This is a genomic window from Streptomyces sp. NPDC002181, assembly GCF_042890485.1.
Taxonomy (GTDB): Bacteria; Actinomycetota; Actinomycetes; order Streptomycetales; family Streptomycetaceae; genus Streptomyces.
Genome location: NZ_JBIASC010000002.1, coordinates 265,271 through 289,288, shown reverse-complemented (window position 1 = coordinate 289,288; position 24,018 = coordinate 265,271). Strand labels below are relative to the sequence as shown.

At 73.2% G+C, this 24,018-nt stretch carries 18 protein-coding genes; 14 read left to right on the top strand and 4 right to left on the bottom strand.

The annotated features are described in order from the left end of the window. Positions 1-137: 137 nt before the first annotated feature. A complete protein-coding gene (locus tag ACFYXV_RS07500) occupies positions 138-1,256 on the bottom strand; it encodes a PP2C family protein-serine/threonine phosphatase (protein ID WP_385465600.1) in 1,119 nt (372 codons plus the stop codon). Between the two features lie 186 nt (positions 1,257-1,442). Between ACFYXV_RS07500 and ACFYXV_RS07495 the strand changes: the two genes are divergently transcribed. The 4 genes from ACFYXV_RS07495 to ACFYXV_RS07480 all read left to right on the top strand — a co-directional run bounded on the left by ACFYXV_RS07495 (position 1,443) and on the right by ACFYXV_RS07480 (position 6,956). Further along, positions 1,443-3,590 (top strand): SpoIIE family protein phosphatase, encoded by a 2,148-nt coding sequence (locus ACFYXV_RS07495; RefSeq protein WP_385465597.1) that lies wholly within the window; start codon positions 1,443-1,445, stop codon positions 3,588-3,590. 192 nt (positions 3,591-3,782) lie between these two features. Then, positions 3,783-4,508, top strand: a complete 726-nt coding sequence (locus ACFYXV_RS07490) for a DUF4142 domain-containing protein (protein WP_389382284.1) — start codon at positions 3,783-3,785, stop codon at positions 4,506-4,508. Positions 4,509-4,517: 9 nt separating this feature from the next. Next, a complete protein-coding gene (locus ACFYXV_RS07485) occupies positions 4,518-5,930 on the top strand; it encodes a DUF1996 domain-containing protein (RefSeq protein ID WP_389382283.1) in 1,413 nt (470 codons plus the stop codon). Between the two features lie 246 nt (positions 5,931-6,176). Further along, positions 6,177-6,956 (top strand): RNA polymerase sigma factor, encoded by a 780-nt coding sequence (locus tag ACFYXV_RS07480; protein ID WP_389382281.1) that lies wholly within the window; start codon positions 6,177-6,179, stop codon positions 6,954-6,956. Between the two features lie 160 nt (positions 6,957-7,116). On the opposite strand, the gene ACFYXV_RS07475 is transcribed toward ACFYXV_RS07480, so the two are convergent. Next, a complete protein-coding gene (locus tag ACFYXV_RS07475) occupies positions 7,117-8,340 on the bottom strand; it encodes a PucR family transcriptional regulator (RefSeq protein WP_389382279.1) in 1,224 nt (407 codons plus the stop codon). Positions 8,341-8,798: 458 nt separating this feature from the next. Here ACFYXV_RS07475 and ACFYXV_RS07470 point away from each other — a divergent pair, with 458 nt between their 5' ends. The 5 genes from ACFYXV_RS07470 to fusA all read left to right on the top strand — a co-directional run bounded on the left by ACFYXV_RS07470 (position 8,799) and on the right by fusA (position 15,693). Then, on the top strand, positions 8,799-9,938 hold the full coding sequence (locus tag ACFYXV_RS07470) for a hypothetical protein (protein WP_385465585.1): 1,140 nt from the start codon (positions 8,799-8,801) through the stop codon (positions 9,936-9,938). Then, the gene (locus tag ACFYXV_RS07465; RefSeq protein ID WP_383338662.1) at positions 9,935-11,383 is read left to right on the top strand and encodes an NADH-ubiquinone oxidoreductase-F iron-sulfur binding region domain-containing protein; all 1,449 of its coding nucleotides are present in this window, start codon (positions 9,935-9,937) and stop codon (positions 11,381-11,383) included. Before ACFYXV_RS07470 ends, ACFYXV_RS07465 begins: the two co-directional genes overlap by 4 nt. A gap of 145 nt (positions 11,384-11,528) precedes the next feature. After that, the gene (locus ACFYXV_RS07460; protein WP_389382277.1) at positions 11,529-12,572 is read left to right on the top strand and encodes an SCO0930 family lipoprotein; all 1,044 of its coding nucleotides are present in this window, start codon (positions 11,529-11,531) and stop codon (positions 12,570-12,572) included. A gap of 59 nt (positions 12,573-12,631) precedes the next feature. Beyond that, entirely contained in the window at positions 12,632-13,216 is a 585-nt protein-coding gene (locus tag ACFYXV_RS07455) for a hypothetical protein (RefSeq protein ID WP_389382276.1), read from the top strand. Positions 13,217-13,614: 398 nt separating this feature from the next. Beyond that, entirely contained in the window at positions 13,615-15,693 is a 2,079-nt protein-coding gene (gene fusA, locus ACFYXV_RS07450) for an elongation factor G (protein ID WP_385465575.1), read from the top strand. Between the two features lie 12 nt (positions 15,694-15,705). Here fusA and ACFYXV_RS07445 read toward each other — a convergent pair whose 3' ends face one another. Further along, positions 15,706-18,117: a SpoIIE family protein phosphatase gene (locus ACFYXV_RS07445; RefSeq protein ID WP_385465572.1), complete on the bottom strand. Its 2,412-nt coding sequence runs from the start codon at positions 18,115-18,117 to the stop codon at positions 15,706-15,708. A 239-nt stretch (positions 18,118-18,356) separates the two neighbouring features. Here ACFYXV_RS07445 and ACFYXV_RS07440 point away from each other — a divergent pair, with 239 nt between their 5' ends. From ACFYXV_RS07440 to ACFYXV_RS07425, 4 genes are all read left to right on the top strand, one after another. Continuing rightward, positions 18,357-19,199, top strand: a complete 843-nt coding sequence (locus tag ACFYXV_RS07440) for a hypothetical protein (protein WP_389382274.1) — start codon at positions 18,357-18,359, stop codon at positions 19,197-19,199. A gap of 147 nt (positions 19,200-19,346) precedes the next feature. Further along, complete coding sequence (panD, locus tag ACFYXV_RS07435) at positions 19,347-19,766, top strand: aspartate 1-decarboxylase (RefSeq protein WP_385465546.1); 420 nt, start codon at positions 19,347-19,349, stop codon at positions 19,764-19,766. Positions 19,767-19,781: 15 nt separating this feature from the next. Then, the gene (locus tag ACFYXV_RS07430) at positions 19,782-20,141 is read left to right on the top strand and encodes a GNAT family N-acetyltransferase (protein ID WP_383338672.1); all 360 of its coding nucleotides are present in this window, start codon (positions 19,782-19,784) and stop codon (positions 20,139-20,141) included. Next, complete coding sequence (locus ACFYXV_RS07425; RefSeq protein ID WP_389382272.1) at positions 20,135-20,782, top strand: arylsulfatase; 648 nt, start codon at positions 20,135-20,137, stop codon at positions 20,780-20,782. Before ACFYXV_RS07430 ends, ACFYXV_RS07425 begins: the two co-directional genes overlap by 7 nt. Positions 20,783-21,079: 297 nt before the next feature. Here ACFYXV_RS07425 and gndA read toward each other — a convergent pair whose 3' ends face one another. Beyond that, a complete protein-coding gene (gene gndA, locus ACFYXV_RS07420; RefSeq protein ID WP_385465540.1) occupies positions 21,080-22,522 on the bottom strand; it encodes an NADP-dependent phosphogluconate dehydrogenase in 1,443 nt (480 codons plus the stop codon). Positions 22,523-22,707: 185 nt separating this feature from the next. Between gndA and ACFYXV_RS07415 the strand changes: the two genes are divergently transcribed. Next, positions 22,708-23,979, top strand: a complete 1,272-nt coding sequence (locus tag ACFYXV_RS07415) for a transglycosylase family protein (RefSeq protein ID WP_389382270.1) — start codon at positions 22,708-22,710, stop codon at positions 23,977-23,979. Positions 23,980-24,018: the final 39 nt, after the last annotated feature.

Here is a 24,018-nt window from a genome sequence, read left to right as displayed (position 1 = left end):
ACGAGGGCCCCCCGGCGAATCATCCCGGAGGGCCGGTCGGCATGCGTCTCACGAACGAGCTCACATCCGGACAATTGGCCGACACGCGGGCGGAATTGCTGCCCGGCCCGCTCGGCAGGACATCCCCCCGGGGGCGGTCAGGCGCCGCCGCTGACCCGCTCGATCGCGACCATCGCCGCGTCGTCGCCCAGGCTGCCGCCCGGGGAGTGCGCCAGCAGGTCCGCGCAGAGGTGGCGCAGCAGGGCGTCCGGGCCGTCCCCCGGCCAGTCGGCGGCCCGCTCCGGCAGCGGGTAGAAGGCGCCCCCGGCGTCGCGGGCCTCGATGACGCCGTCCGTGTAGAGCAGGATCATGTCGCCCGGCTCGAAGGAAAAGGACTGCGGGGCGAAGCCGGTGTCCACGTACTGCGTCAGGCCCAGGGGCGGCGCCGGATGGTCCACCTCAAGGGGGATGACCCGTCCTCCCCGCAGCAGCAGGGGCGGCGGGTGCCCGCAGCTGATGAGACGTACGGTCATCTCCCGATCGGGGATGTCGAGTACCGCCGCCGTGGTGAACGCCTCGCCGGGATCTTCGGGCTGCTCGCCCGCACCGTCCGGGTCCGCGGCCACGGCCGACTCCAGGTACGCGACCAGCGTCGGCAGGTCCGCCTCCTGGTGGGCGGCGGCCCGGAAGGCGCCGAGCACCAGCGCGGCGTCCCCGACCGCCTCCAGGCCCTTTCCGCGGACGTCGCCGACGATCAGGCGGGTGCCGTGCGGGGTGCGGGTGGCGGCGTACAGGTCCCCGCCGATCTGGGCCTCCGCCTCCGCGGCCAGGTACACGGAGGCCAGGCGCAGCGGGCCCATCCGGTCCCGCAGCGGCCGAAGGACCACCTCCTGCGCGGCCTCGGCCACCGAGCGCAGCTGCGTCAGCTGCTTCTCGTGGACCTCGCGCAGATGGGCGAAGAGGGTGACGAAGATCGAGATCAGGACCAGCGCGATGATCTGGAAGGTGTGGTTCAGGTCGGTGGCGGTGGTCCGTACCACGGCGACCGTCACCTGGGCCGCGACGGCCACCGCTCCGACGAACCCCGTCATCCGGGGGCCGGCGAACGAGGCGGTGACCGCCGGTGCCGCGACCAGGAACGGACCCAGGTGGACATCGGGCGGAGCCAGCACGTCGACCACCGTGACGGCCGCGATCAGCGCGAAGGGAACCGCCAGCAGGGGCAGGCGCGGTTCGCCGACGTGGCGCAGGCTCGGATGCGGCGGCCGATGGTCCATGACTCCTGAATACACCGCGGCCATTGTTCCCGCGCTCCGTCGTACGGCCGTATCGGCGGGCGGCTGCGCTGCCGGTCCGGGGGAGTGGGGGGAGGATGGGAGCACCCCGGGCGCGGACCCGGGGCGTGGAGACCGAGCGGGCCGGTGCGCCGCCCCCGCGGCAGTGGACGGGAAGGAGCGCCCGGCATGAGTACGGCGGACGCCTCCCCGGCCGCCCCGGAACCGGCGCGGCCGGGCTCCGCTGCCCGGCCCTCCGGCGCGGAACCCTCCGGCGAACTCGCCGTCGACCCCGCCACCGGGCCCGGCCTCCTCGACGTGCTCGGCGTCGCGGGGGTCGTCCTCGACGCGCAGGGGCGGATCACCCTGTGGAGCCCGCAGGCCGCGGAGCTGTTCGGCTACACCGCGGGCGACGCGCTCGGGCAGTTCGCGGCGGAGCTGCTCGTCGACGAGCCGAACCTGGCCATGGTCCTCTCCCTCTTCGACGAGGTGATGACCGGCAGCGGCTCGTGGGCCGGGGCGTTCCCCGTACGGCACAAGGACGGCACCACCCGCCTGGTGGAATTCCGCAACATGCGGCTGGAGGACAGCGAGGGGCGGCTCTACGCCCTCGGCATCGCCTCCGACCAGGCCACCGTGCGGCGCGTGGAACGCGACCTGGCCCTGTCCATGCGGCTCGTCGCGCAGTCCCCGATCGGCCTGGCCGTCCTGGACACGGAACTGCGCTACGTCCTGGTCAACCCCGCACTGGAACGGATCAACGGGCTGCCCGCCGCCGGGCACATGGGACGCCGCGTCCACGAGGCCCTGCCGCATGTGGACACCGAGTCCATCGAGGCGGCCATGCGCGAGGTGCTCTCCACCGGCCGGCCGCAGCTGAACCGGTTCACCACCGGCCGTACGCCCGCCGACCCGGACGAGGACCACGCCTGGTCGCTCTCCCTCTACCGGCTCGACGACCCGGCAGGGCGGCCGCTCGGGGTCGCCGCCTCCATCGTCGACGTCACCGAGCAGCACAAGACCTCGACGGCCGTCGCCCTGGCCCGACAGCGGCTCGCCCTGATCGCCGACGCCTCCGTACGCATCGGCACCACGCTCGACCTCGGGGTCACCGCGCGCGAGCTCGGCGACATCGCCGTGCCGCAGCTCGCCGACCTCGCCACCGTCGACATCCTCGACGCCGTCCTGACGGGCGACCACCTGCCCGGGGCCCCGGCCGACGAGACCGTGCGCTTCCGCGCCCTCGCCGTCAGGGCGGCCCGCCCGAGCCCCGCCACCCTCGCGGTCGACCCGGTCGGCTCGATCGCCCGCTACGACACCACCCGGGTGGTCACCCAGTGCGTACGGGCCGCCCGGCCGGTGCTGGTGGCGCATGTGACGGAGGCCGATCTGCCCAGCGTCGCCCGCGACGCCGATGCCGCCGCCCTCCTCGCCGCGGCCGGGCTGCACTCGTACCTCGCCGTACCGCTCATCGCCCGCGGCGAGGTCATCGGCGCCCTCGGGCTCCAGCGCACCGACAACCCGCTGCCGTTCGACCACGACGACGTCCTGCTCGCCAGCGAACTCGCGGCCCGCGCCGCCGTCTGCATCGACAACGCCCGCTGGTACCAGAAGCAGCGCCGCGCCGCCCTCACCCTCCAGCGCCACCTGCTGCCCCACCACCCCACCCCCACCCCGGGCCTGGAGATCGCCTACCGCTACCAGCCCGCCGAGGCGGCCGGCGAGGTCGGCGGCGACTGGTTCGACGTCATCCCGCTGCCCGGGGACAAGACCGCACTGGTGGTCGGCGACGTCATGGGCAGCGGCATCAACGCCGCCGCCACCATGGGCCAACTGCGCACCGCCGCCCGCACCCTGGCGGAGCTCGACCTCGACCCGGCCACCGTCCTGACCCGGCTCGACCACACCGCCACCGGGCTCGGGCACACCATGGCCACCTGTGTGATCGCCGTGTACGACCCGCACCGGGGCCGGTGCCGCATCGCGACCGCCGGCCACCTGCCGCCCGTACGCACGAGCCCCGGGCGGCCGCCAGAGCTGCTCGACCTGCCGACCGGCGCGCCCCTGGGGGTCGGCGGTGTGCCCTTCGAGGCCACTGCCCTGGACCTGGACGTCGGCGACCAGCTCGTCCTCTACACGGACGGGCTCGTGGAAACCCGGGACGAGGACATCGACATCCGGATGCAGGCGCTCACGGCTCTGCTCCACGACCCGGCCCGTCCCCTTGAGGAGACCTGCGACCTGCTGCTGTCCGAGCTGCGCCAGCCGGAAGGCCGCGACGACGTGGCCCTGCTCGTGGCCCGCACCCGACCCCTGCCCGGGGCTCCTCAGAGCTAGCGCTCGCGAACGGTACCAGCCTTTAGGGGCGTTGACCGGATGTTTGTCCATTCGTGATGGTCCTTCCAAACAGGCACCACAACTGGCACTAGCGTCCCGTGGCACCCGGGGAGCGCGGGTGCATTGGACACGGGCAACTGCCGGAGCCCGAGCCGGCGCACCCCCTCCCGGTCCACGCAGCAAGGAGGCACAGTGCTGTCTTTCCGTCGGTCGGCCGTCGGCAGCATGTCGGTGGCATCGAGACACGTGATGGCGACGGGCGTCGTCATCGGCGCCCTCGCGTTCACCCTGATCGCGTTGCTGATCCCCGTGCAGAAGTTCGGCGGGTCGAACGCCTCGGCTGCCACGGCTCCGGCGGCCGAGGACGACGGCGCCGGCATCCAGAGCACGGCCTTCGGGCCGCTCACCCCCCAGGACCGGGACTTCGTCCGCAAGGTGCGGCTCGCCGGCCTGTGGGAGCTGCCCGCGGGCCGGCAGGCCCTCCAGCGCAGTACGCGGCCCGCGATCCGCACCGCGGGGGAGCACCTCATCGAGGGCCACACCGAACTGGACCGCAGGGTCATGGAGGTGAGCCAGGCCCTCGGCATGGAGATCCCCAACCAGCCCAGCGCGCAGCAGCAGGGCTGGCTCGACCAGATGGACAGGGCCCAAGGACCCCAGTACGAGCAGCTGTTCGTCCAGCTGCTGCGCAGGGCCCACGGCAAGGTGTTCGCACTCGTGGCCCAGATCCGGGCGCAGACCCGCAACTCCCAGGTGCGGGCCCTGGCCACGGACGCCAACAACACCGTCCTGGACCACATCACGGTCCTTGAGGCCAGTGGGCTCGTCGACTTCGACGGCCTCGCGGACGCCCCGTCGGGCGCCCCCTCCGCGCCCGCCCCCGGCGCCTCCTCCCCCTATTCCCGACCGACGAAGTGAAGTGATCGCATGAGTCAAAAGGGCCACAAACGCCGTCTGCGGCCGAAGCACAAGATCCTCGCCGCGATGTCCGCCCTGGTCCTGGGCGGCGGCGGTGTCGTGATCGTCTCTCAGGGCGCCTTCGCGGGACAGGATTCCCGCAGCGCTCCCGTGACCGCCACCATCGACTGCCCGGACGTGGGCGACAAGCTCGACAACGTCCCCGACCAGGCACGCAAAGACGTGGACGCGAACCTCGCGCAGCTCGACACCCAGGTCGCCGACGCCTACAAGCAGCTCTCCTCCGGCCAGGCCAAAAGCAAGGCGCTGCTCGGCGGGCTGAAGCAGCAGCGCGACAAGACCATCACCGACCTGTCCGACACCCTCGGGAAGGCCGGCCAGAAGCCCGCCGGACTGCAGGGGCTCAGCGGGTGCGTGATGAAGGAGGCGGCGGCCGCCAACCCGGCGGACGAGCCGGCCCTCGCGAACGGCGCCGACGGCGCAGCGAAGCAGGGAGCCCCCCAGCAACAACAGCAACAACAGCAACAGCAGCAGGCCAAGGGCGGCCCGGCGCGCAGCGACTTCGTCGCCATCGGCAACGTCAAGCCCAACGTGCGCAAGCCCGCGGCCCGCGGCGGCGCCTCCACCGGATCCTTCGCCGTGCAGTGCGGGCGCAACGAGAACGGCCACTTCAACCCCGACAACGTCATCGTCGCGCCCGGCGTGAGCAACGGCGCCCACCACATGCACGACTACGTCGGCAACAAGACCACCGACGCCTTCTCGACGAACAACAGCCTCGCCCAGTCCGGGACCACCTGCACCAACGGCGACCAGTCGACGTACTACTGGCCCGTGCTGCGACTGCGCGACGGCAAGGCGGAGAAGGACGCCAAGGCCCCCGGCGGCGGCCAGGACGCGAACGTCGGCACGATCCTCAAGCCGAAGCAGGTGACCATCGAGTTCAAGGGCAGCCCCGTCAGCAAGGTCGCCGCGATGCCCCGCTTCATGCGGATCATCACCGGTGACGCCAAGGCCCTCACCAACGGCAACGCCAACGCGAACGCCTCGTGGAGCTGCACCGGCTTCGAGAACCGCCAGCTGAAGGACAAGTACCCGGTCTGCCCCAAGGGCAGCGACGTCGTACGGACGTTCAACTTCCAGAGCTGCTGGGACGGCAAGAACATCGACAGTGCCAACCACCGCACCCACGTGGCCTTCGCCGACAACAACGGCAACTGCAAGAAGGGCTTCAAGGCCATCCCGCAGCTCGTGCAGCGGATCGTCTACAGCGTGCCCCCCGGCTCCCGGTTCGCCGTGGACAGCTTCCCCGAGCAGCTGCACAAGCCGGTGACCGACCACGGAGACTTCATCAACGTCATGTCGAACGGCCTGATGGCCGGTGCGGTGCGCTGCATCAACGACGGTCGCGCCTGCCGCTGAGAACTTCGGGGCGGCGCCGCCCTCCCACCTCCCCCCGCGTCGCCCCGAGAGAGCGGTGCCGGTCCGAAGCCGACTTCGGGCCGGCACCGCGTACGCGTTTGTGCCACCGACCAAGGGGGCCCGCGCACGGGCCCTGAGACCCACACGAGGAGTGCCATGTCCGGCTCTCGTCACACCACCCCTCCCGGACCGCGTCCGGAACCCGACCCCGATCCGGAACCCGAACCCGAACCCGGTTCCGATCCCGTGTCCGGTTCCGAGCCCTCGGACGGGGACCTCATACGGCGGCTCAGGGCGGCCTACGCCGCCGGCGACGGCGATCCGGCCGTCTGCGAGCGCCTGTACCGGCGGCACAGTGCCGCCGCTTTCGCATGTGCGCGCCGCTGCTCCCGGTCCCCGCAGGACGCGGAGGACCTGGTCTCGGAAGCGTTCATCCGCACCCTCCAGGCCGTCCGCTCCGGATCCGGGCCGCAGGACGAATGGCGTCCGTACCTCCTGTCGGTGGTCCGCCGCACGGCCGTCGAGTGGCGGGCCCGCGCCGGCCGGACCGTGCTGACCGCGGACATCGAGGCCTGGTGCCGGCCCGGCCCCGACGGGGACGACCCGCAGCGCCGGTTGCTGGACGGCGAGGACCGCCGGCTCGTCGCCCGTTCCTTCCAGGCCCTGCCCGAACGCTGGAAGGCCGTCCTCTGGCACACCCTCGTCGAGGACGACTGCCCGCATCCCGTGCCCCTGCTGCTCGGCATCACCCCCAGCGCCGTGACCTCGCTGGCCTTCCGGGCCCGGGAGGGTCTGCGCGAGGCGTACTTGCGTGCCCATCTGGACACGGCCGCCGACGACCGGTGCCGCCACTTCGGCAGCCTGCTGGGGGCGGTGATCCGGCGCCGCGGGAGCACGCCGCGCGGCCGCGGTCTCGCCCGGCACCTGGCGGCCTGCCGGTCCTGTTCGCGTGCGTACGCCGAACTGCTGGACCTCAACGCCGCGCTGCGCGCCGGAGCGGAGTCCGCGGTGCTTGTAGGCCTGTAGGACGGTGGGGCCGGCGAGCCCGGCCCGGGTCCGGGCCCCGACGTACGGCGGCCCCGGTCCCCCTCCGCTCCGCGGGGGCGGGGGAGGGGACCGGGGCCGAATCCGTGTCTACGGGGGGAGGGTAGGGGGCGGGGGAATGCGGGTCGGGGCCGGGGGAGGGCTACAGGCCGTTGACGCGGGCCATGCGCCCGACGCCCAGCGGCCGGAAGTCGGTGGTCGCGACGCGCACCTTGCGGCCGATCCGCGAGTTCTGGCGGCGCACCTGCGCCATCAGGCGGCGGCTGCGCAGGGCCATTTCGAGCTCGAACCGGGTCCGCGGATCGCGCAGGCCGGGTCCGAAGAGCTTTTCGAGCTGCCGCATGCGGTAGCGCACGGTCTGGGGGTGGACGCTCAGCGCCTTCGCGGCCTCGGGGGCGCCGCCGCCCTCCAGCCAGGCCAGCAGGGTGACTTCGAGCCGTTCGCTCTGGCGGGGGGTCAGGTTGGCCAGCGGCCGCAGCCAGCGTGCGGCCAGTGCGTGCGCCAGGGGCTCGTCCTGGAGCAGCATGAGGGTGGAGAGGTGGTCGTCGACGAAGAGGGCGCGCGCCTCCAGGCCGGGCCGGTTGGGGGTCAGGGACAGCAGTCGCAGGGCCCACCGCAGGGAGGAAGCGGTTTCGCGGGGGGCGACGGGGTGGCCCACGGCGGCGAACCGGCCGCGCAGCAGGGCCTCCAGGGAAGCCCGGGTCTCCGGGTCCGGGCTCGGGACCAGCAGGCAGGGCTGGCCGCCGACCATGCCGGCGAGTCCGTCGTCCAGGACGGCCGCGAGCTGCTGGGTCTCGCCGGGGGTGGCGAGGGCGATGGCGCGTATCTCGGCCGGGAGCGGCCAGCCGGCCGCCGAAGCCAGCTCGGAGAGCGCGATTTCAGCCATGGGCATGTCACTTGTGAGGGCGGAGAAGAGCTCACGCCTCGCGCGTTCGGAGCGGGTCCCGAGACCGTCGCGGGGGACGACCGTCAGGGGGGACAACTGCCCTCGCTGGCGGGGGACCCGGATGCCGGTCGGCGGACCGCGGTGCTCATCGTCCTCGCCCTCCTCCTCTTCCTGGTCCGGGTGCTCGTGCTCGGCGGCGTAGTCCTCCTCTTCCTCTTCCTCGTCGGGGTGGGCGTGTTCCGTCACCTTGCTCTTCTGCTGAGGCGCGGGTTCGCGGTACCCGAGGGCGGTGAGCAGGGCCACTTCGAGCCGCTGTCTGACCACCTCCTCGTCAAGGTCGTCGACGAGGGCGGAGAACCCGGGGAGCTCCTCCCTCAGCTCCTCCACCATCCCGGCGGTCAGCGCGGGGAGTTCCCTGCGCACGACCCGGGTCCATTCGCCTCGGGGACGGGCCCAGATGCGGTTCAGAAGTTCGCACATTGTTACCTCGTTCATGCCGGGGTACGGCCTGCCCCGTGGGAGGGTGACAAGCCTGTCGAGGTCGCCTTCCTCCCCCCTCTGCGCCAGTGCGGACGGGGGAGTCGAGCACCTCGTACACCCTCCAGGAGAGTGCCATCCACTTGCAGTCCCGCGGCTTTGCCTGAGCTTTGCCGACGGGGAGGTGTGATGGCGGACAAGGCGTAACTCTTGTTGCCACCGCACCGTTGGAAGGGAATCTTCCGGGGCTGTCCGGTGTGACGATGCCACGCGCGCCAGAACTTGTCACGATTAGATAAATACTGTGGAGGCGTTGCGAAGGTCCACGATGCTTCTGCACTCCGGCCCCAGCTCCCGGTCGGCGGACCTCATCTCCCGCCCGCCGCGGAGCAGTTCCGTCGACCACCCCGGGCGCCGAGTGCGCGTGGAGTGCCTCGGGCCTGGGCGTATGGGAGAACTACATGCCCCTGTCCCCAGCCCGTGCGCCCCGCTCACACCGGGCGCGCCGCACCAGACGCCATGCCGGCGAGGCCGTTGCCGCGGCCGCCGGCCGGCGGGCCGTGCGGCGGCCGCCCCTGCTGTCCCCGGCCGGAGGCGTGCGTCCCGCCACCCTCGTCCTCGCCGCCCTCACGGGCCTGCTCGCCCTGTCCGTGGCGGCCCGGGCGGGCGCCCTGAGCCACTTCTGGGACTTCCTGGACTTCGGGGCGGGCGTCCTCTCGCTCGTCTCGCTCACCTCTGCCGTCCTGTGGGGCCTCGCGGCCACGGACCGTACGGTGCTCACCTCCGGGCACCGGCTGGTCGCCCAGGCGGCACACCGCGGCCTCGCCGTCGCGGGGCTGGGCTTCCTGCTCCTGCACATATGGGTCAAGGTCGCCGAGTCGCAGACGGGCATCACCTCCGCCTTCCTGCCGTTCACGGACCAGGACCAGCCGTTCCTCATCGGCCTGGGCACCCTGGCCGGATACGTATTCGTCTCCACGGCGATTTCCGGCGCCGTTCGCAGCGCCTTCGCGACCAAGGGCCGCTCCCTGTGGTGGCGGGCCCTGCACTTCGGCGCGTACCCGGCGTGGGGCGCGTCCCTGGTGCACGGCCTCAAGGCCGGCCGCCCCGCCAGCGCGTGGGTGACCGTCTCGTACGCCCTGTGCCTGCTCGGGGTGGCCGGCGTGCTCGCCGTGCGGCTGCGGGCGAGGCTGCGCGCCGCGCCCGTAAGGCCGGTCGCCGTGTCCGCGGCCACTCCTCAAGGCGCGCCGCCGCGGCCCAAGAGGCCGCCGCAGCGGTTCGTACGGCAGCCCGCGGAATGGGCCGCCGAGCGGCTGACGGCGCGGCTGGCCCGGCAGTCGGACCGGCGTTCGGTCGCCCCGCAGCCGGATCCGCCCGCCGCACCGGCGAGGAGTCCCTTCGTGCCCTCCCCCCGGCAGGCCCTGGAGCCCACGACCGAGGTCCTCCCGCCGTACGGTGCGACGCCGTACGCACCGTCGTACGGCAGCGGCGCGTACGGCGCCGACACGTACGACACCGTGGTCATCCCCAGCGGCATCGCGGCCGGGCCCGGAACGGACCGGCCCGGCGGGTCGTACGACGGGATGCGGGGCCGTCAGTGACCTCGATCGTCGATCCCGCACTCGGGTGCGTCGGCCAGCCCAGGCTGCTGGCCGGACTCGACGTGCTGCCCCGGCTCGACCGCGCCGATCACTCCGTGGTGCACGGCCCGTTGCCGCAGTACACCGCGGGCGATCTCGTGGAGCTCGCCGAGGGCATCGACCTGCGGGGCCGCGGGGGAGCGGGTTTTCCGTTCGCCCGCAAGCTCAAGGCGGTCATCCGGTCCGCCCGGACCAAGGAGGGGCGGACCGCCGTCGTGGTGAACGGCACCGAGGGGGAGCCGAGCTGCCTCAAGGACGCCGCCATGCTGCTGCACTCCCCGCACCTGGTGCTCGACGGAGCCCTGCTGGCGGCCGACGCGATCGGCGCCGAGGAGGTTGCCATCGGGGTGACCAGGGACGACGTGGAGCAGTCCCTGCGGGCCGCCGTCGCCGAGCGCGGCGTGGCCGGCAGCCGCCTGCGCGTCGGCCGGCTTCCCGAGCGCTTCGTCTCGGGAGAGGGGACCTCGCTCGTGAACGGCCTCAACGGAGGGGCCGCGATCCCCAACGGGCAGAAGGTCCGGACCAGCGAGCGGGGTCTGAGCGGACTGCCGACCCTGCTGTCCAACACCGAGACGTACGCCCAGCTCGCCATCGCCGCCAGGATCGGGGTGACGGGATTCCGCTCGGTCGGCCTCGAGAGCGAGCCGGGCACCGTCATGCTGACGATCAGCGGCTCGACGGTGGTCGAGGCGCCCCTCGGGACCTCCCTGGCGTACGTCCTGGAGCTGTGCGGCTCCTCCCCGGGCCAGGGCGTCCTGGTCGGCGGGTACCACGGCAAATGGCTGACGCCGGCGGCGGCGCGGACCGCCCTGCTCTCCCGGGAGTCGCTCTCCTCGCTCAAGGCCACGCTCGGTGCGGGTGCGGTCCTGCCGCTGCCCGAGGACACCTGCCCGGCCGGCGAAGTGGCCCGCGTGATGCGCTGGATGGCGGACGAGACCGCCGGCCAGTGCGGCCCGTGCGTCAGAGGCCTGCCCTCGCTCGCCGATGCCGTGGAGGCTCTGGTGGCGGGGGGAGGCCGGCCGGCCCTGGAGGCGGTGGAGGCGCGGATGCGGGGAGTGCTGCGGCGCGGTGCGTGCAGCCATCCGGACGGCACCTCGGCGTTCATGGCCTCGGCGCTCGCCGTCTTCCCCGACGAGATGCGCGACCACGCCCTGGGCAGCGGCTGCGGACGCCGCGTGCTCGGCGCGCTGCCCCTGCCGGAGGACGAGAACCCCGAACGGCTCGTCGTGGACTGGACGCTGTGCAAGGGTCACGGGCTCTGCGTGGACGTGCTGCCCGACGTGGTGCGGCTGGACCGGGACGGCTATCCGGCCGAGGCCGTCATGTCCGTCCCCGGAAGGCTGCGGCCGATGGCGCTCCGCGCCGTGCGGCGCTGCCCCGCGCTCGCGCTGCGCATTCAGGAATGAGCCGGCGGTAAACGGCCGCCGGTGGCGGGAGTTCACGGGTTAGCGCGATCTGATAAATTCCCGCCCATTCGAATTCGGTGAACCCGTCAGGCCTTATGAATAAGGCAGTAGACGAACCCCCCGGGTTCAACCCGAAGGAGTGATCGTGAACAAGACGCGTCGTATCTCAACGGTCGGATCGGTGGCCGCGGTTCTGCTGCTGGCGGCAGGTTGCGGCAGCAGCGACAATGGCGCCGCACGCAACACGAATTCCGTACAGCCGGCGGGCGCGGGCAAGGCCCTCGGAGGCGCGTACGACACGGGCTACGGAGCGGGCGGCTACGGGGCGGGCGTCGCCGGCGCCGGCTCCGGTTCGGGCTCGGACGTCGGATCGGGCTCCGGCAAGGCGGCGTCGGCCGGGCAGCTGTCCGTGCGCGACATCGCGAGCGTGGGCAGCGTGGTCACCGACAGCGCCGGGATGGCCCTCTACCGCTTCGACAAGGACACCCCGCAGCCGCCCAAGTCGAACTGCGACGGGGACTGCGCCACGGTGTGGCCGGCCGTACCGGCCGACGACGCCTCGGCCGCCGCCGGCATCGACGCGGCCCTGATCGGCTCCGTCGACCGGACCGACGGCAGCAAGCAGCTGACCCTCGGCGGCTGGCCCGTGTACCGCTACGCGAAGGACACGAAGGCGGGCGAGGCGAAGGGCGAGGGCGTCGGAGGCACCTGGCACGCACTGGCGCCGGACGGCAAGAAGGCGGTCGACAAGAAACAGAAGGCGGACGGCAATACCGGTAGCGGAATGGAAATGGGGGCGGGGGCCGCGGGCATGAACATGAAGTCGGGCGCGGAACTCTCCGTCGCCGACAATGAAAAGCTCGGCAAGATACTGGTGGACGGCCAGTGGCGCACGCTCTACCGATTCGACAAGGACAGTGCGTGGCCGATGAAGTTCGGCTGCCTCGGGGCCTGCCTGGACACGTGGAAGCCCGCCGCCGCCATCGACAAGGCGAAAGCCGAGGGAATCGCCGGCAAGCTGGTCGGATCGGTGAAGCGGCCCGACGGCAGCGAACAGCTCACGATCGACTGCTGGCCGGTCTACACCTTCACCGGGGACACCGAACCCGGCCAGGCCAACGGGCACAACAAGCAGGGGCTCTGGTTCGCGGTCACCGCCGAGGGCAAGAAGGTACCGCCGACGGCGTAGCGAGCCTTCCACCCCCCTCCGACGCAACCCCGGCCCCGAACCCTGTGAGGCAGTCAGCCATGCCCCGTCCACCGCGTCACGCCGCTTCCGCCGCCGCCGCTGCCGCCGTGCTGCTCGCGACGCTGCTGTGCGGAGGCTGCTCCGACCGGGCGGCGGCCGGTCAGCGACCGGCCGACGGCTCGTCCGCCCCGGCCCCGGCCTCGACCGCCCGCCCCGCCCCGCTCCAGGAGATCGGCGCCGCCCTCGGCTGTACGCCGGAGACGACGGTCGACGCGGAAGAACTGCGAGAGGGGGCGTGCGGTTCGGGCCAGGAGGGCTTCCGGATGGCCACCTTCACCAGCGAGCAGGGCCGCCGCACCTGGCTGAACGAGGCCCAGATGTACGGGGGTACGTACCTCGTCGGCCCCACCTGGGTCATCACGGCGGCCTCCGCCGAGGCCCTGGCCGGCGCCCACACCCGCCTCGGCGGAACCATCGAAACCGTCTCCGGTCACGGCGGCTCCCCGCAGGACATGCCCCACGACATGCCCCACGACATGCCCCAGGACATGCCTCACGACATGTCCCAGGACCCCACGCGCGGCGCCTCACCCGGCTCCTCCCACGCGGGCGGGCACGACTCCCCCGGTCCCGCCGCGTCCTGAGGAGGCGTCCGGCCCGGCACCGCGATTAATTGCGGTGCCGGGCCGCTGCCGTGTCCCTAGACTCGCTCCCGTGCCGCCACGGGACGTGGTGCGCACTCAGCCGACGAGAGGGGAGCCGGGCCGTGTGTCACCGCATCGCCGTGTTCGCTCCCCGGTCCCGGTACGACGTGATCCTGGTGTCTCCGTCCTCCCGATGACGGCTGCGCGGCCGCCATCGGATGTCCGCGACGACTGACACGACACGACACGGCACGACCTCCCTCCCCAGTACGTTCGCGTACGCCCGGGCGAGCACGGCCGCGCCCTCGTCCGCCCCGGCCCCTCGTGTGCCCGGGCACATCCTCCTTCGTCCGGAATTCGCGCCGCCCTCTTCTCGACCGACCGGAAAGACCCGGGCCATGCGCACCCACCCGCACACCTCGACCACCGTCCGCAACCTCGGCATCCTCGCGCACGTCGACGCCGGCAAGACCACCGTCACCGAGCGGATCCTCTACGCCACCGGGGCCACCCACAAACGCGGCGAGGTCCACAACGGCACGACCGTCACCGACTACGACCCCCAGGAGCGCGACCGAGGCATCACGATCTTCGCCGCAGCCGTCAGCTGTACGTGGGACGGCCACCACGTCAACCTGATCGACACACCGGGACACGTCGACTTCTCCGACGAAGTGGAACGTTCCCTGCGCGTACTCGACGGTGCGGTCGCGGTGTTCGACGCCGTCGCGGGCGTCGAACCGCAGAGCGAATCGGTATGGCGGCAGGCCGACCGCCACGGCGTGCCGCGCCTCGTGTTCGTCAACAAGATGGACCGCGTCGGAGCCGACCTCGACCGGGCGGTCGCGTCCGTACAGGAGCGGCTGCACGTCGCCGCGCTGGTCGTCCAGCTGCCCATCGGGCAGGAGGACGGCTTCCGCGGGACGGTGGACCTCGTGCACATGCGCGCACTGGTCTGGGGCGAGGAGCCGGACTCGTTCACGTCGGGTCCCGTACCCGAAGCCCTCTACGAGGAGGCGCGCGCCCGCCGACGGCTGCTGGAGGAGCGGGTGGCGGAACTCCACCCGGCCGCCCTGGAGGAGTACTGCGCCACCTCGGAGCTGTCCGCCACCACGCTGACGGCCGCCCTGCGCGACCTGACGCGCGGCGGTGAGGGCGTCGTCGTCCTCTGCGGCTCGGCCTACCGCAACCGCGGGATCGAGCCGCTGCTCGACGCGGTCGTCTCGTACCTCCCCTCGCCTGCGGACATGCCGCCGGTACGGGGAACCCGGGGCGCCGCGGTGGAGGAACGGGCCGCCGACCCGGCGGCGCCGTTCGCCGCGCTCGCCTTCAAGGTGAACGCGACGGCGACCGGCCGGCTGACCTGCCTGCGGATCTATTCGGGAACGATGAGGAAGGGGGACACCGTGCTGGACTCGGCCACCGGCCGGACCGAGCGCATCGGACGGATCCTGCGCGTCCAGGCGGACCGGCACGCCGAGGCGGACCGGGCCGTGGCCGGGGACATCGTCGCCGTCGTCGGGCTCAAGGGCACCCGCGCCGGGTCCACGCTGTGCGCCCCCGGGGCGCCGCTCGTCCTCGAACCGCCCAAGGCCGCCGCACCCGTGGTGTCCGTGGCGGTCGAGGCGGGCGGCAGCGCCGAGACGGGCCGCCTGTCCGCGGCGCTGGCCAGGCTGGTCGAGGAGGATCCGTCGCTGGTGGTGCGGACGGACCCCGAGACGGGCCAGACGGTCCTGTCGGGGATGGGCGAACTGCACCTGGAGGTGGCGGTGGAGAAGATCCGCCGCAGCCACGGACTGCGGATCGCCGTGGGCCGCCCCCGGGTGGCGTACCGGGAGACCGTCGTGCGCGGGGTGTCGGGTCTCGTGTACCGGCACGTCAAACAGGACGGCGGCGCGGGCCAGTTCGCCCACGTGGTCCTCGACGTCGAGCCGTTGGCGACGGGCGCGGAACGGGCCGGCGAGGGCGTCTTCGAGTTCCGGACGGCCGTCGTCGGCGGCCGGGTGCCCCAGGAGTACGCCCGCGCCGTCGAGGCGGGCTGCCGGGACGCGCTCGCCGAGGGGCCCCTCGGCGGTCATCCGGTGACCGGACTGCGGGTGACGCTGACCGACGGGGCCACGCACTCGAAGGACTCCTCGGAGATGGCGTTCCGGGCCGCGGGCAGGTTCGCGCTGCGCGAGGCCCTGCGCGCCGCCGCGATGGAGCTGCTGGAACCGGTGGCCGAGGTCGTGGTGACCGTACCCGACGACGCCGTCGGCGGGGTGCTGGGAGATCTCGCGGCCCGGCGCGGACGGGTCTCGGGCTCGGCCGCGCGGGCCGGGACCACGGCGGTCACCGCCACCGTGCCGCTGGCCGAGCTCTTCGGCTACGCGTCCCGGCTGCGCAGCCGCACCCAGGGCCGGGGCACGTTCACCGCCCGGCCCACGGGCTACGCCCCCGTGCCGGAGGCGGCGTACCGGCAGGCCCCGGCCGGGTAGCACGCGCCGGGCTCAGCCCTTCCCGGAGGAGGCTCCGGCCTCCTCCGGGAACCCCTCGGGGAAGGGCTGTTCGGCCCAGATGGTCTTGCCGCGGGCGTGGTAGCGGGTGCCCCACAGCTGGGCCAGCTGCGCCACCATGAACAGCCCGCGCCCACCCTCGTCGGTCTCCTCCGCGCGCCGGACGTGCGGGGAGGTGCTGCTGCCGTCCGAGACCTCGCAGATCAGCTCGCGGTCGCGGATCATCCGCAGCTGGATCGGCTCGCTGCCGTACCGGATGGCGTTGGTGACCAGTTCGCTGACCACCAGCTCCGTGGTGAACTCCAGCTCCTCCAGGCCCCATACGGCCAGTTGCCGCGTCGCGAGCGTACGGGCGCGGGCCACGACCTCGGGCTCCGCCGGCAGGTCCCATGTGATGTGGTGCTCGGCCGGCAGCTCGTGCAGGCGCACCATGAGCACCGCCACGTCGTTCTGCGGCAGTACCGGGAGCAGCCGGCCGATCACCGCGTCGCAGGCCTGGTCGAGTCCGTCCGGCGGGGTGAGCGCGATGCCCGCGAGCGCCTCCGGGAGGCGTTCGAGGCCGAGGTCCACCTCCCGGTCGGGGGCCGCGACCAGGCCGTGGCTGTAGAGCACCAGGACGTCCCCGTCGTTCAGCGTCATCTCGGCGCCCTCGAACGGCGATCCGCCGAGGCCGAGCGGCGGACCGGCGGGCAGGGGCACGATGGCCGGCCGCCCGCCCACCGGCGCGAGCACGGGCGGCGGATGGCCCGCGCAGGCGACCTCCAGCTGCCGCGTGATCGGGTCGAAGACGGCGTACGCGCAGGTCGTCCCGGCCGCGCCGCCCCGCCGCCCGCCGGCCTCCTCGTCGCCGTGCTCGTCCACGAACCGGTGGATCTGGTCGTCCATGTACGAGAGCAGCTCGTCGGGGGAGAGGTCGAGGTCCGCGAGGGTCCGCACCGCCGTGCGCAGCCTGCCCATGGTCACGGCGGCGTTCAGACCGTGCCCGTGCGCGTCGCCCGCCACCAGCGCCACCCGCGCCCCCGACAGCGGGATCACGTCGTACCAGGCCCCGCCCAGCTCGGCCTGGCCGTGCGCGGGCAGGTAGCGGGTCACGGCCTCCAACGCGCCGAGCACCGGCAGCCGTTGGGGCAGCAGGCTGCGCCGCAGGGCCAGGGCCGCGGTCCGCTCGCGCGTGTAGCGGCTCGCGTTGTCGATGCACACGGCCGCGCGGGTCGAGATGTCCTCGGCCAGCAGCACGTCGTCCGGTTCGAACCCGTGGGCGCGGGAGTGGCGTACGAAGACGGCGGCGCCGAGCACCGCGCCGCGGGCGGACATCGGTACGAGCAGCCAGGAGTGGACCCCGTACGCACGGACCCGCTCGGCCTGCGCCGGGTCGACCGGGGCGAGCTCCGCGATCAGCTCCTCGCCGGTCAGCAGCAGGGGTTCGCCGCCGGCCATGGCCCGGGTGAACAGCGAACCCGGCCCGGTGGTGAAAGGGTCGGGATCGCCCGTCGCCACCGCCGCCTTCACCGGGATCCCGGGCGCGGAGGAGGTCGCGGCGCGCAGCAGGGTCACGCTCTCGCCCACCGGGCCGACGAGCGGCTCCTCGCCGCCGAAGACCAGGGCGGGCAGGTCGACGTAGGCGTGGTCGGCGAACTCCGGTACGGCCACGTCGACGAGCTCCTGGGCCGTGCGCAGCACGTCCAGGGTGGTGCCGATGCGCGTGCTCGCGTCGTTGACCAGCGCCAACCGCTCCCGCGCCCGGGCCCGTTCGGTCACGTCGGCCACGGTGTGCGCGAGCGCGATCAACTCGCCGGAGCTGCTGCGCAGCGGGAGGATGGTCTCGGACCAGACGTGCTGCCGGTCGGGATCGCCGCGCAGCAGGCCGCGCACCTCGGTCTGCACCAAGGCCTCACCGGTCTCCAGGACATGGCGCTGGCGCGCTTCGAGGGCCGCCATGTCCAGCAGGTCGGGCGGGGCCACCTCGGACATCGTGCGCCCGACGAACTCCTCGTTCGCGAAGCCCGCGCCGCGCCGCAGGGCGTCGTTCTGCGCGATGAAGCGCAGCTGCGTGTCGAAGACGTCGATGAGGAAAGGGGACTCGGTGAACAGCCCCCTGATCAGGGCCTCGCTGAGCTCGCGCCGCCGCGTGGCGTCGGTGTCGGTCGCCTGGACCAGCCACTGCCGCTCCCCGGCGGTGGACATCATGGGCCGCGCGTGGAGCGCCACCTCGACCTGGCGCCCGCTGCGGTGCCGCAGCACCGCGTGCCCCGGCCCGGAGCGCGCGAGCAGCAGATCGGCCCCGCGCAGCCCGTGCACCTCCCGGGCGGTGTAGCCCAGCAGCCGCTCGGCCCCCGGCCCCCACCCGATGACCACCCCGTGCGCGTCGAGCAGGGCGTACGTCTCCTCACCCGGTTCCGCAACCACGCCGGAGGCATCGTGGAACACCGGGTCGTGCATCACTGCGCCCCACTTCCCGATCCGCGGAACGACTCACTGCGTACTGTTCCGATTATCGCTCTGAGTCACCACATGTGCAGCCTGGGTCGAGCCCCGCCGGAGCCGCCCCGCACCCCGCCCGCGGACCCCTCGCGTCCGGCCTCTGACATCCGGGTATCGGAGCAGGTCAGCGCGGTCCTGCCCATGAGCGCTCACGAATGCCCACGATGGGCCCAGGGCCTGCCTCCCGGACGCCGGCGGTCGGGCTCGGGCTCACCGCGGCGCTGGACCTCCTCGGGTTCGACTGCCGGCGCAGTGACGGCGACACGGCCGCCGATGCGGAGACCCGGCTCCGGGCCGCCGCGGCCGAAGGACCGGTCCTGGTGGGCCCGTTGGAGATGGGCCTGCTGTGGCAGGAGCCCGGCTCCGGCACCGCGGTCGGCGCCGACCACTACGTGCTGGTCGTGGAGGTCGACACGGACGTCGTCGTCTTCCACGATCCGCACGGCCACCCGTGGGCGACGCTGCCGATGTCCGACTTCCTGGCGGCATGGCGCGCCGAGGAAATCAGCTACGTGGAACGGCCGTTCGTCCTGCGGTCCCGGTTCATCCGCACCCGCGACGTCACTCCGGCGCAGGCCGTGCGTGCCTCGCTGCCACGGGCATTGCGGCTGCTGGAGGCGTGCGAGAGCGGGGCCGCCGGCATGTCCCCCGCATCGCTCGGCGGCGGTGCCGCTCTGGAGCGACTCGCCGATCTGGTGGCCCAGGGGCTCGACGAGGGCATCCGGGGCGTGATGGCGCGGTTCTCCGTACGGGCCGGGGCGCGGCGCCTGTCCGACGCGGCCGTCTGCCTGGCGGGGCTGGGATGCGCCGGTCCGGCCGAGGTGCTGACCCGGCAGGCCCGGATCCTCGGCGCCCTGCAGCTCCCGCTGATCACCGAGGACGACGCCGCTCTGGAGGCGGGGCTGCGGCGGCTCGCCCCGACCTACGCGGAACTCCGTGAGGCACTCGCCAAGGAGCTGGCCGCGGAGCGCGAACTCCGCCCTGCAGGCACCCCGGCTCGTGCGTAAGGCCGGACGGGTGCCGAAGCCCGGAACCTGCCGCCGGGCTGAAAGACTTGGGGAGGGCTGACCGAACTTGTGAACGGTTGTAGGCTGCCGGCACCGCCCTTGACCTGCGTGAAGCAGGCAGGGAGCAGACATATCGGGAGTTTTCGCATGCTTCGTACCATGTTCAAGTCCAAGATCCACCGGGCCACCGTCACCCAGGCCGATCTGCACTACGTCGGCTCCGTGACCATCGACGCCGATCTCCTCGACGCGGCGGATCTGCTGCCCGGGGAGCTCGTCCACATCGTGGACGTCACCAACGGGGCGCGCCTGGAGACGTACGTGATCGAGGGCGAGCGCGGTTCCGGCGTCATCGGGATCAACGGCGCCGCCGCACACCTCGTGCACCCCGGGGACCTCGTCATCCTCATCAGTTACGCACAGGTCGAGGACGCCGAGGCAAGGGTGTTGAAGCCGCGCGTCGTCCACGTCGACGCGGACAATCGCATCATCGAACTGGGCGCGGATCCGTCCGCCCCGGTACCGGGAACGGACCAGGAGCGCAGCCCCCACGCGGTGGCTGTCTGAGGGGAGTCGGGGACCATGTCGCAGACCGAGGCCGGGGCCATCGAGTTCAAGGACGACCGCGAGGCGGGGCGGCTGCTCGCCGTCGAGTCCGGTGAGGTGGTCGGGCTCATCGCGTACTTCGTGCTCGACGCGCGGCCCCACGCCCTCGTGGCGGTGCACACCATCGTCGAGCCCGGGCACGAGGGCCGGGGGATCGCCGGGGACCTGGTGAAGTCCTTCTACGGGATCGCCGCCGCCGAGGGGGTTCCCGTGGTTCCGCTGTGCCCGTACGCGGCCGCCTGGGCCGGACGCCACCCCGAGCAGGCGCCCGAGGCGCCGGCCGAGGTGGTCGCGGCGGCCAAGGCCCAGCTGGCCGCCAGCCCCGACCTGTGGTGACGCGCCTGACCCTGCTGCACACCTCGCCGGTCCACGTGCCGGTGTTCGACGCCCTGCGGGACCGGGACCACCCCGGGGCCGTACTGCGCCACCTCGTGGCGCCGGAGCTGCTCGACCGGGCCCGTGCGCAGGGTCCGGACGCGGCGGCTCCGGGCCTGCGGGCCCTGCTGGCCGGCTCCGTCGGGCCGGTCCTCGTGACCTGCTCCACCATCGGCGCCGTCGCGGAGTCCCTGGCGCCGGAGCTCGGCGTCCCGGTCCTGCGGGTGGACCGGCCGATGGCCGCGCAGGCCGTCCGTACGGGCCCGCGCATCGCGGTGCTCGCCACCGTGGAGTCCACGCTGGCCCCGACGGTCGCCCTGCTGAGGGAGGAGGCCGACCGGGCCGGCCGCCCGGTGTCGGTCACCACGCACCTGATCGCGGAAGCCTGGTCCCGCTTCGAGGCGGCCGACACCGCGGGCTACCTCGCCCTCGTGGCCGGGGCGGCGGACCGCGTCACGGAGGCGGACGTCATGGTCCTGGCCCAGGCCTCGATGGCCGACGCCGCCCTCCTGGCCGGTACGTCCGTCCCGATCCTGGCCAGCCCGCCCCCCGGTCTGGCCGCCGCCGTCCAGGCGGCCCGCCGGGGCCCCGTTCGTCCGTGACCCCGCACGGGGGCTCGACCGGCCCGCGCATCGGGCGTACGGAGGGCGTACCCGGGCGGATGCGGGGAAGGTGGGAGTCATGGTGCGAAACGCAGAGATGACGGAGCCGCCCGTGCCCGAGCCGGATCCGATTCCGCCGCCCGGGCCCGGCCCCCGGCCCTTCCCGGATCCCGAGCCGGTTCCGCGGCCCGTGCCCCCGGTACCGGGGCCGGTGCCCGAGCCCGATCCGATCCCGCCGCCGCCGGGGCCCGCGCCGATCCCGCAGCCCGGGCCCCTGAGCGGCAGGACGCCCGCCGGCTAGGCCGTACGGACCTCGGAGCGGTCGCCGCTCCAGAGGGTGTGGAACGTGCCCTCCCTGTCGGTGCGCCGGTAGGTGTGCGCCCCGAAGAAGTCGCGCTGGCCCTGGGTCAGGGCCGCCGGGAGCCGCTCCGCGCGCAGCGCGTCGTAGTACGCGAGCGAGGCGGAGAAGGCCGGCACCGGGATGCCCTGCGACACCGCGGCCACCAGCACGGCCCGCCAGTCGTCCTGGGCCTCGCCGATCTCCTGCGCGAAGCCCGGGTCCGCCAGCAGGCTCGGCAGGTCCGGCTGCGCGTCGTAGGCCGTACGGATCCGGTCCAGGAACGCCGCGCGGATGATGCAGCCGCCCCGCCACAGCGAGGACACCGCGCCCAGGTCCACGCCCCAGCCGTACTCCTCGCTGCCCGCCTGGATCTGGTGGAAGCCCTGCGTGTACGAGACGATCTTCGAGGCGTACAGGGCCTGCTCCACCCGGGCGGCGAACGCGTCGGCCGCCTCCGCCGACAGCGGCGCGGCCGTCGGGCCCGCGAGCCCCCGCGCGGCCTTACGCAGGTCCGCGTGGCCCGAAACCGCACGGGCGAAGACGGCCTCCGCGATTCCCGACACCGGAACGCCCAGGTCCAGCGCGATCTGCACGGTCCAGCGGCCGGTGCCCTTCTGCTCGGCCGCGTCGGCCACGACGTCGACGAACGGGAGCCCGGTCTCGGCGTCGGTGTGGGCGAGCACCTCCGCCGTGATCTCGATCAGGTACGAGTCCAGCCGGCCCCGGTTCCACTCGCGGAAGGTCTCCGCGATCCGCGCGGGGGAGTACCCGGCGACATCGCGCAGCAGATGGTAGGCCTCGGCGATCAGCTGCATGTCGGCGTACTCGATGCCGTTGTGCACCATCTTGACGAAGTGCCCGGCGCCGTCGGGGCCGACGTGCGAGACGCACGGCGTACCGTCCTTGGCCTTCGCCGAGATCTTCTCCAGCATCGGACCGAGCGACCGGTACGACTCGGCGGAGCCGCCCGGCATGATGCTCGGGCCGAGCAGCGCGCCCTCCTCACCGCCGGAGATGCCCGCTCCCACGAAGTGGATGCCCTGCTCGCGCAGCTCCTTCTCGCGCCGCCGGGTGTCCTCGAAATGGGCGTTGCCGCCGTCGATGATGACGTCGCCCGGCTCCAGCAGCGGGGCGAACTCGTGGATCACGGCGTCGGTCGGCTCACCGGCCTTCACCATGATGATCAGACGGCGCGGTCGCTCCAGCGCGTCCACGAACTCCTTCGCGGACTCGGTGGCGACGAAGGAACCCTCGTGCCCGAACTCCTCCACCAGGGCGGTGGTCTTCGCGGCCGTGCGGTTGTGGACGGCGACCGTGAAGCCGTTGCGGGCGAAGTTCCGGGCGAGGTTGCTCCCCATCACCGCGAGCCCGGTGACGCCGATCTGGGCGGTGCTGCTCATGCATGCGCTCCTGAGTGCTTCGATGTGCGGGTGGGAGCGACGCTACAGGGGCCGGAACGGACAAAGCCGTCCCGCCATGCGAAAGAATGTCAACTTCCCCCGGCGTGCGCCCTGTTGCGCCCCTTGTCATGCCCTGATCCCGCCGTTAGGTTGTGCGGTTCCTGATGTCTTCAATGGGGGCTCCCATGGGTGTACGGGGCCGGCACCGCCGGTACGTGCCGAGCAGCATCAACCGCGCCTCGCTCGTCGTCACCGCCGGTGGCGCAGGGCTCGCGCTCCCTCTGATCGGCGCCGGAACCGCCCAGGCCGCCTCGGTGGACACCTGGAACAAGGTCGCGGACTGCGAGTCCACCAACAACTGGCACATCAACACGGGGAACGGCTACTACGGCGGGCTCCAGTTCAGCCAGAGCACGTGGCGCGCCTTCGGCGGCACCGCGTACGCCGCCCGCGCCGACCAGGCCACCAAGGACCAGCAGATCGCGGTCGCGGAGAAGGTCCTCAAGGGGCAGGGCCCGCAGGCCTGGCCGGTGTGCGGGAAGCAGGCGGGGCTCTCGCGCGGCGGCCCCGCGGCCGCCGTCTCCCCGCAGGGCCAGAACCAGGGTCAGGGCCAGGGCGTGAAGGTCCAGGTGCAGCGCAAGGAGGCGAAGCCCGCCGCTCCGCCGGCCACCACGCCCCGTCCGACGGGCACCTCGGTCCTGCCCAACCCGTACGTGGTCGCGCCCGGGGACTCCCTCTCGGCGATCGCCACCAGCCAGCAGGTCGAGGGCGGCTGGCAGGCGCTGTACGAGACCAACCGGACCACCGTGGGCAGCGATCCGAACCTGATCTTCCCCGGTCAGCGGCTCACCCTGCGCGTGACCGCCGCACCGGCCCCGCCGACCGCGCCGCCCGCGCAGAACCCAGAGAAGCCGCCGCGGACCGCCGAGCCGGTCAAGCCCGTGGAGCCGAACGCGCAGAAGCCCTCGCAGAAGCCCGCCGAGAAACCGGCGGAGAAACCGGCCGAGAAGCCCGCCCCCGCACCCGCCTCAGCGCAGCAGCAGCCTGCCTCGGGCGGCTTCGTCGCCCCCGTGGACGCCTCCCTCGGCACCGCGTACCACGTGGCCGGTTCGTCCTGGTCCAGCGGATACCACACCGGCGTCGACTTCCCGGTCGCCACCGGAACCTCCGTCAAGGCCGTCGGCCCCGGCTCCGTCGTCTCCGCCGGCTGGGCCGGTGCGTACGGCTACCAGGTCGTCATCCGGCACGCCGACGGCCGGTACTCCCAGTACGCCCACCTCTCGGCGCTCGGGGTCAAGGCCGGGCAGCAGGTCTCCGGCGGGCAGCGGATCGGCCGCTCCGGCTCCACCGGCAACACCACCGGACCGCACCTCCACTTCGAGATGCGCACGTCCCCCGGCTACGGCTCCGACATCGACCCCCTGAAGTACCTCCGGGGCCGCGGCGTCAGCATCTGACGGGGCCGCGGCATCTGACCCCCGTACGTGCGGCGGCAC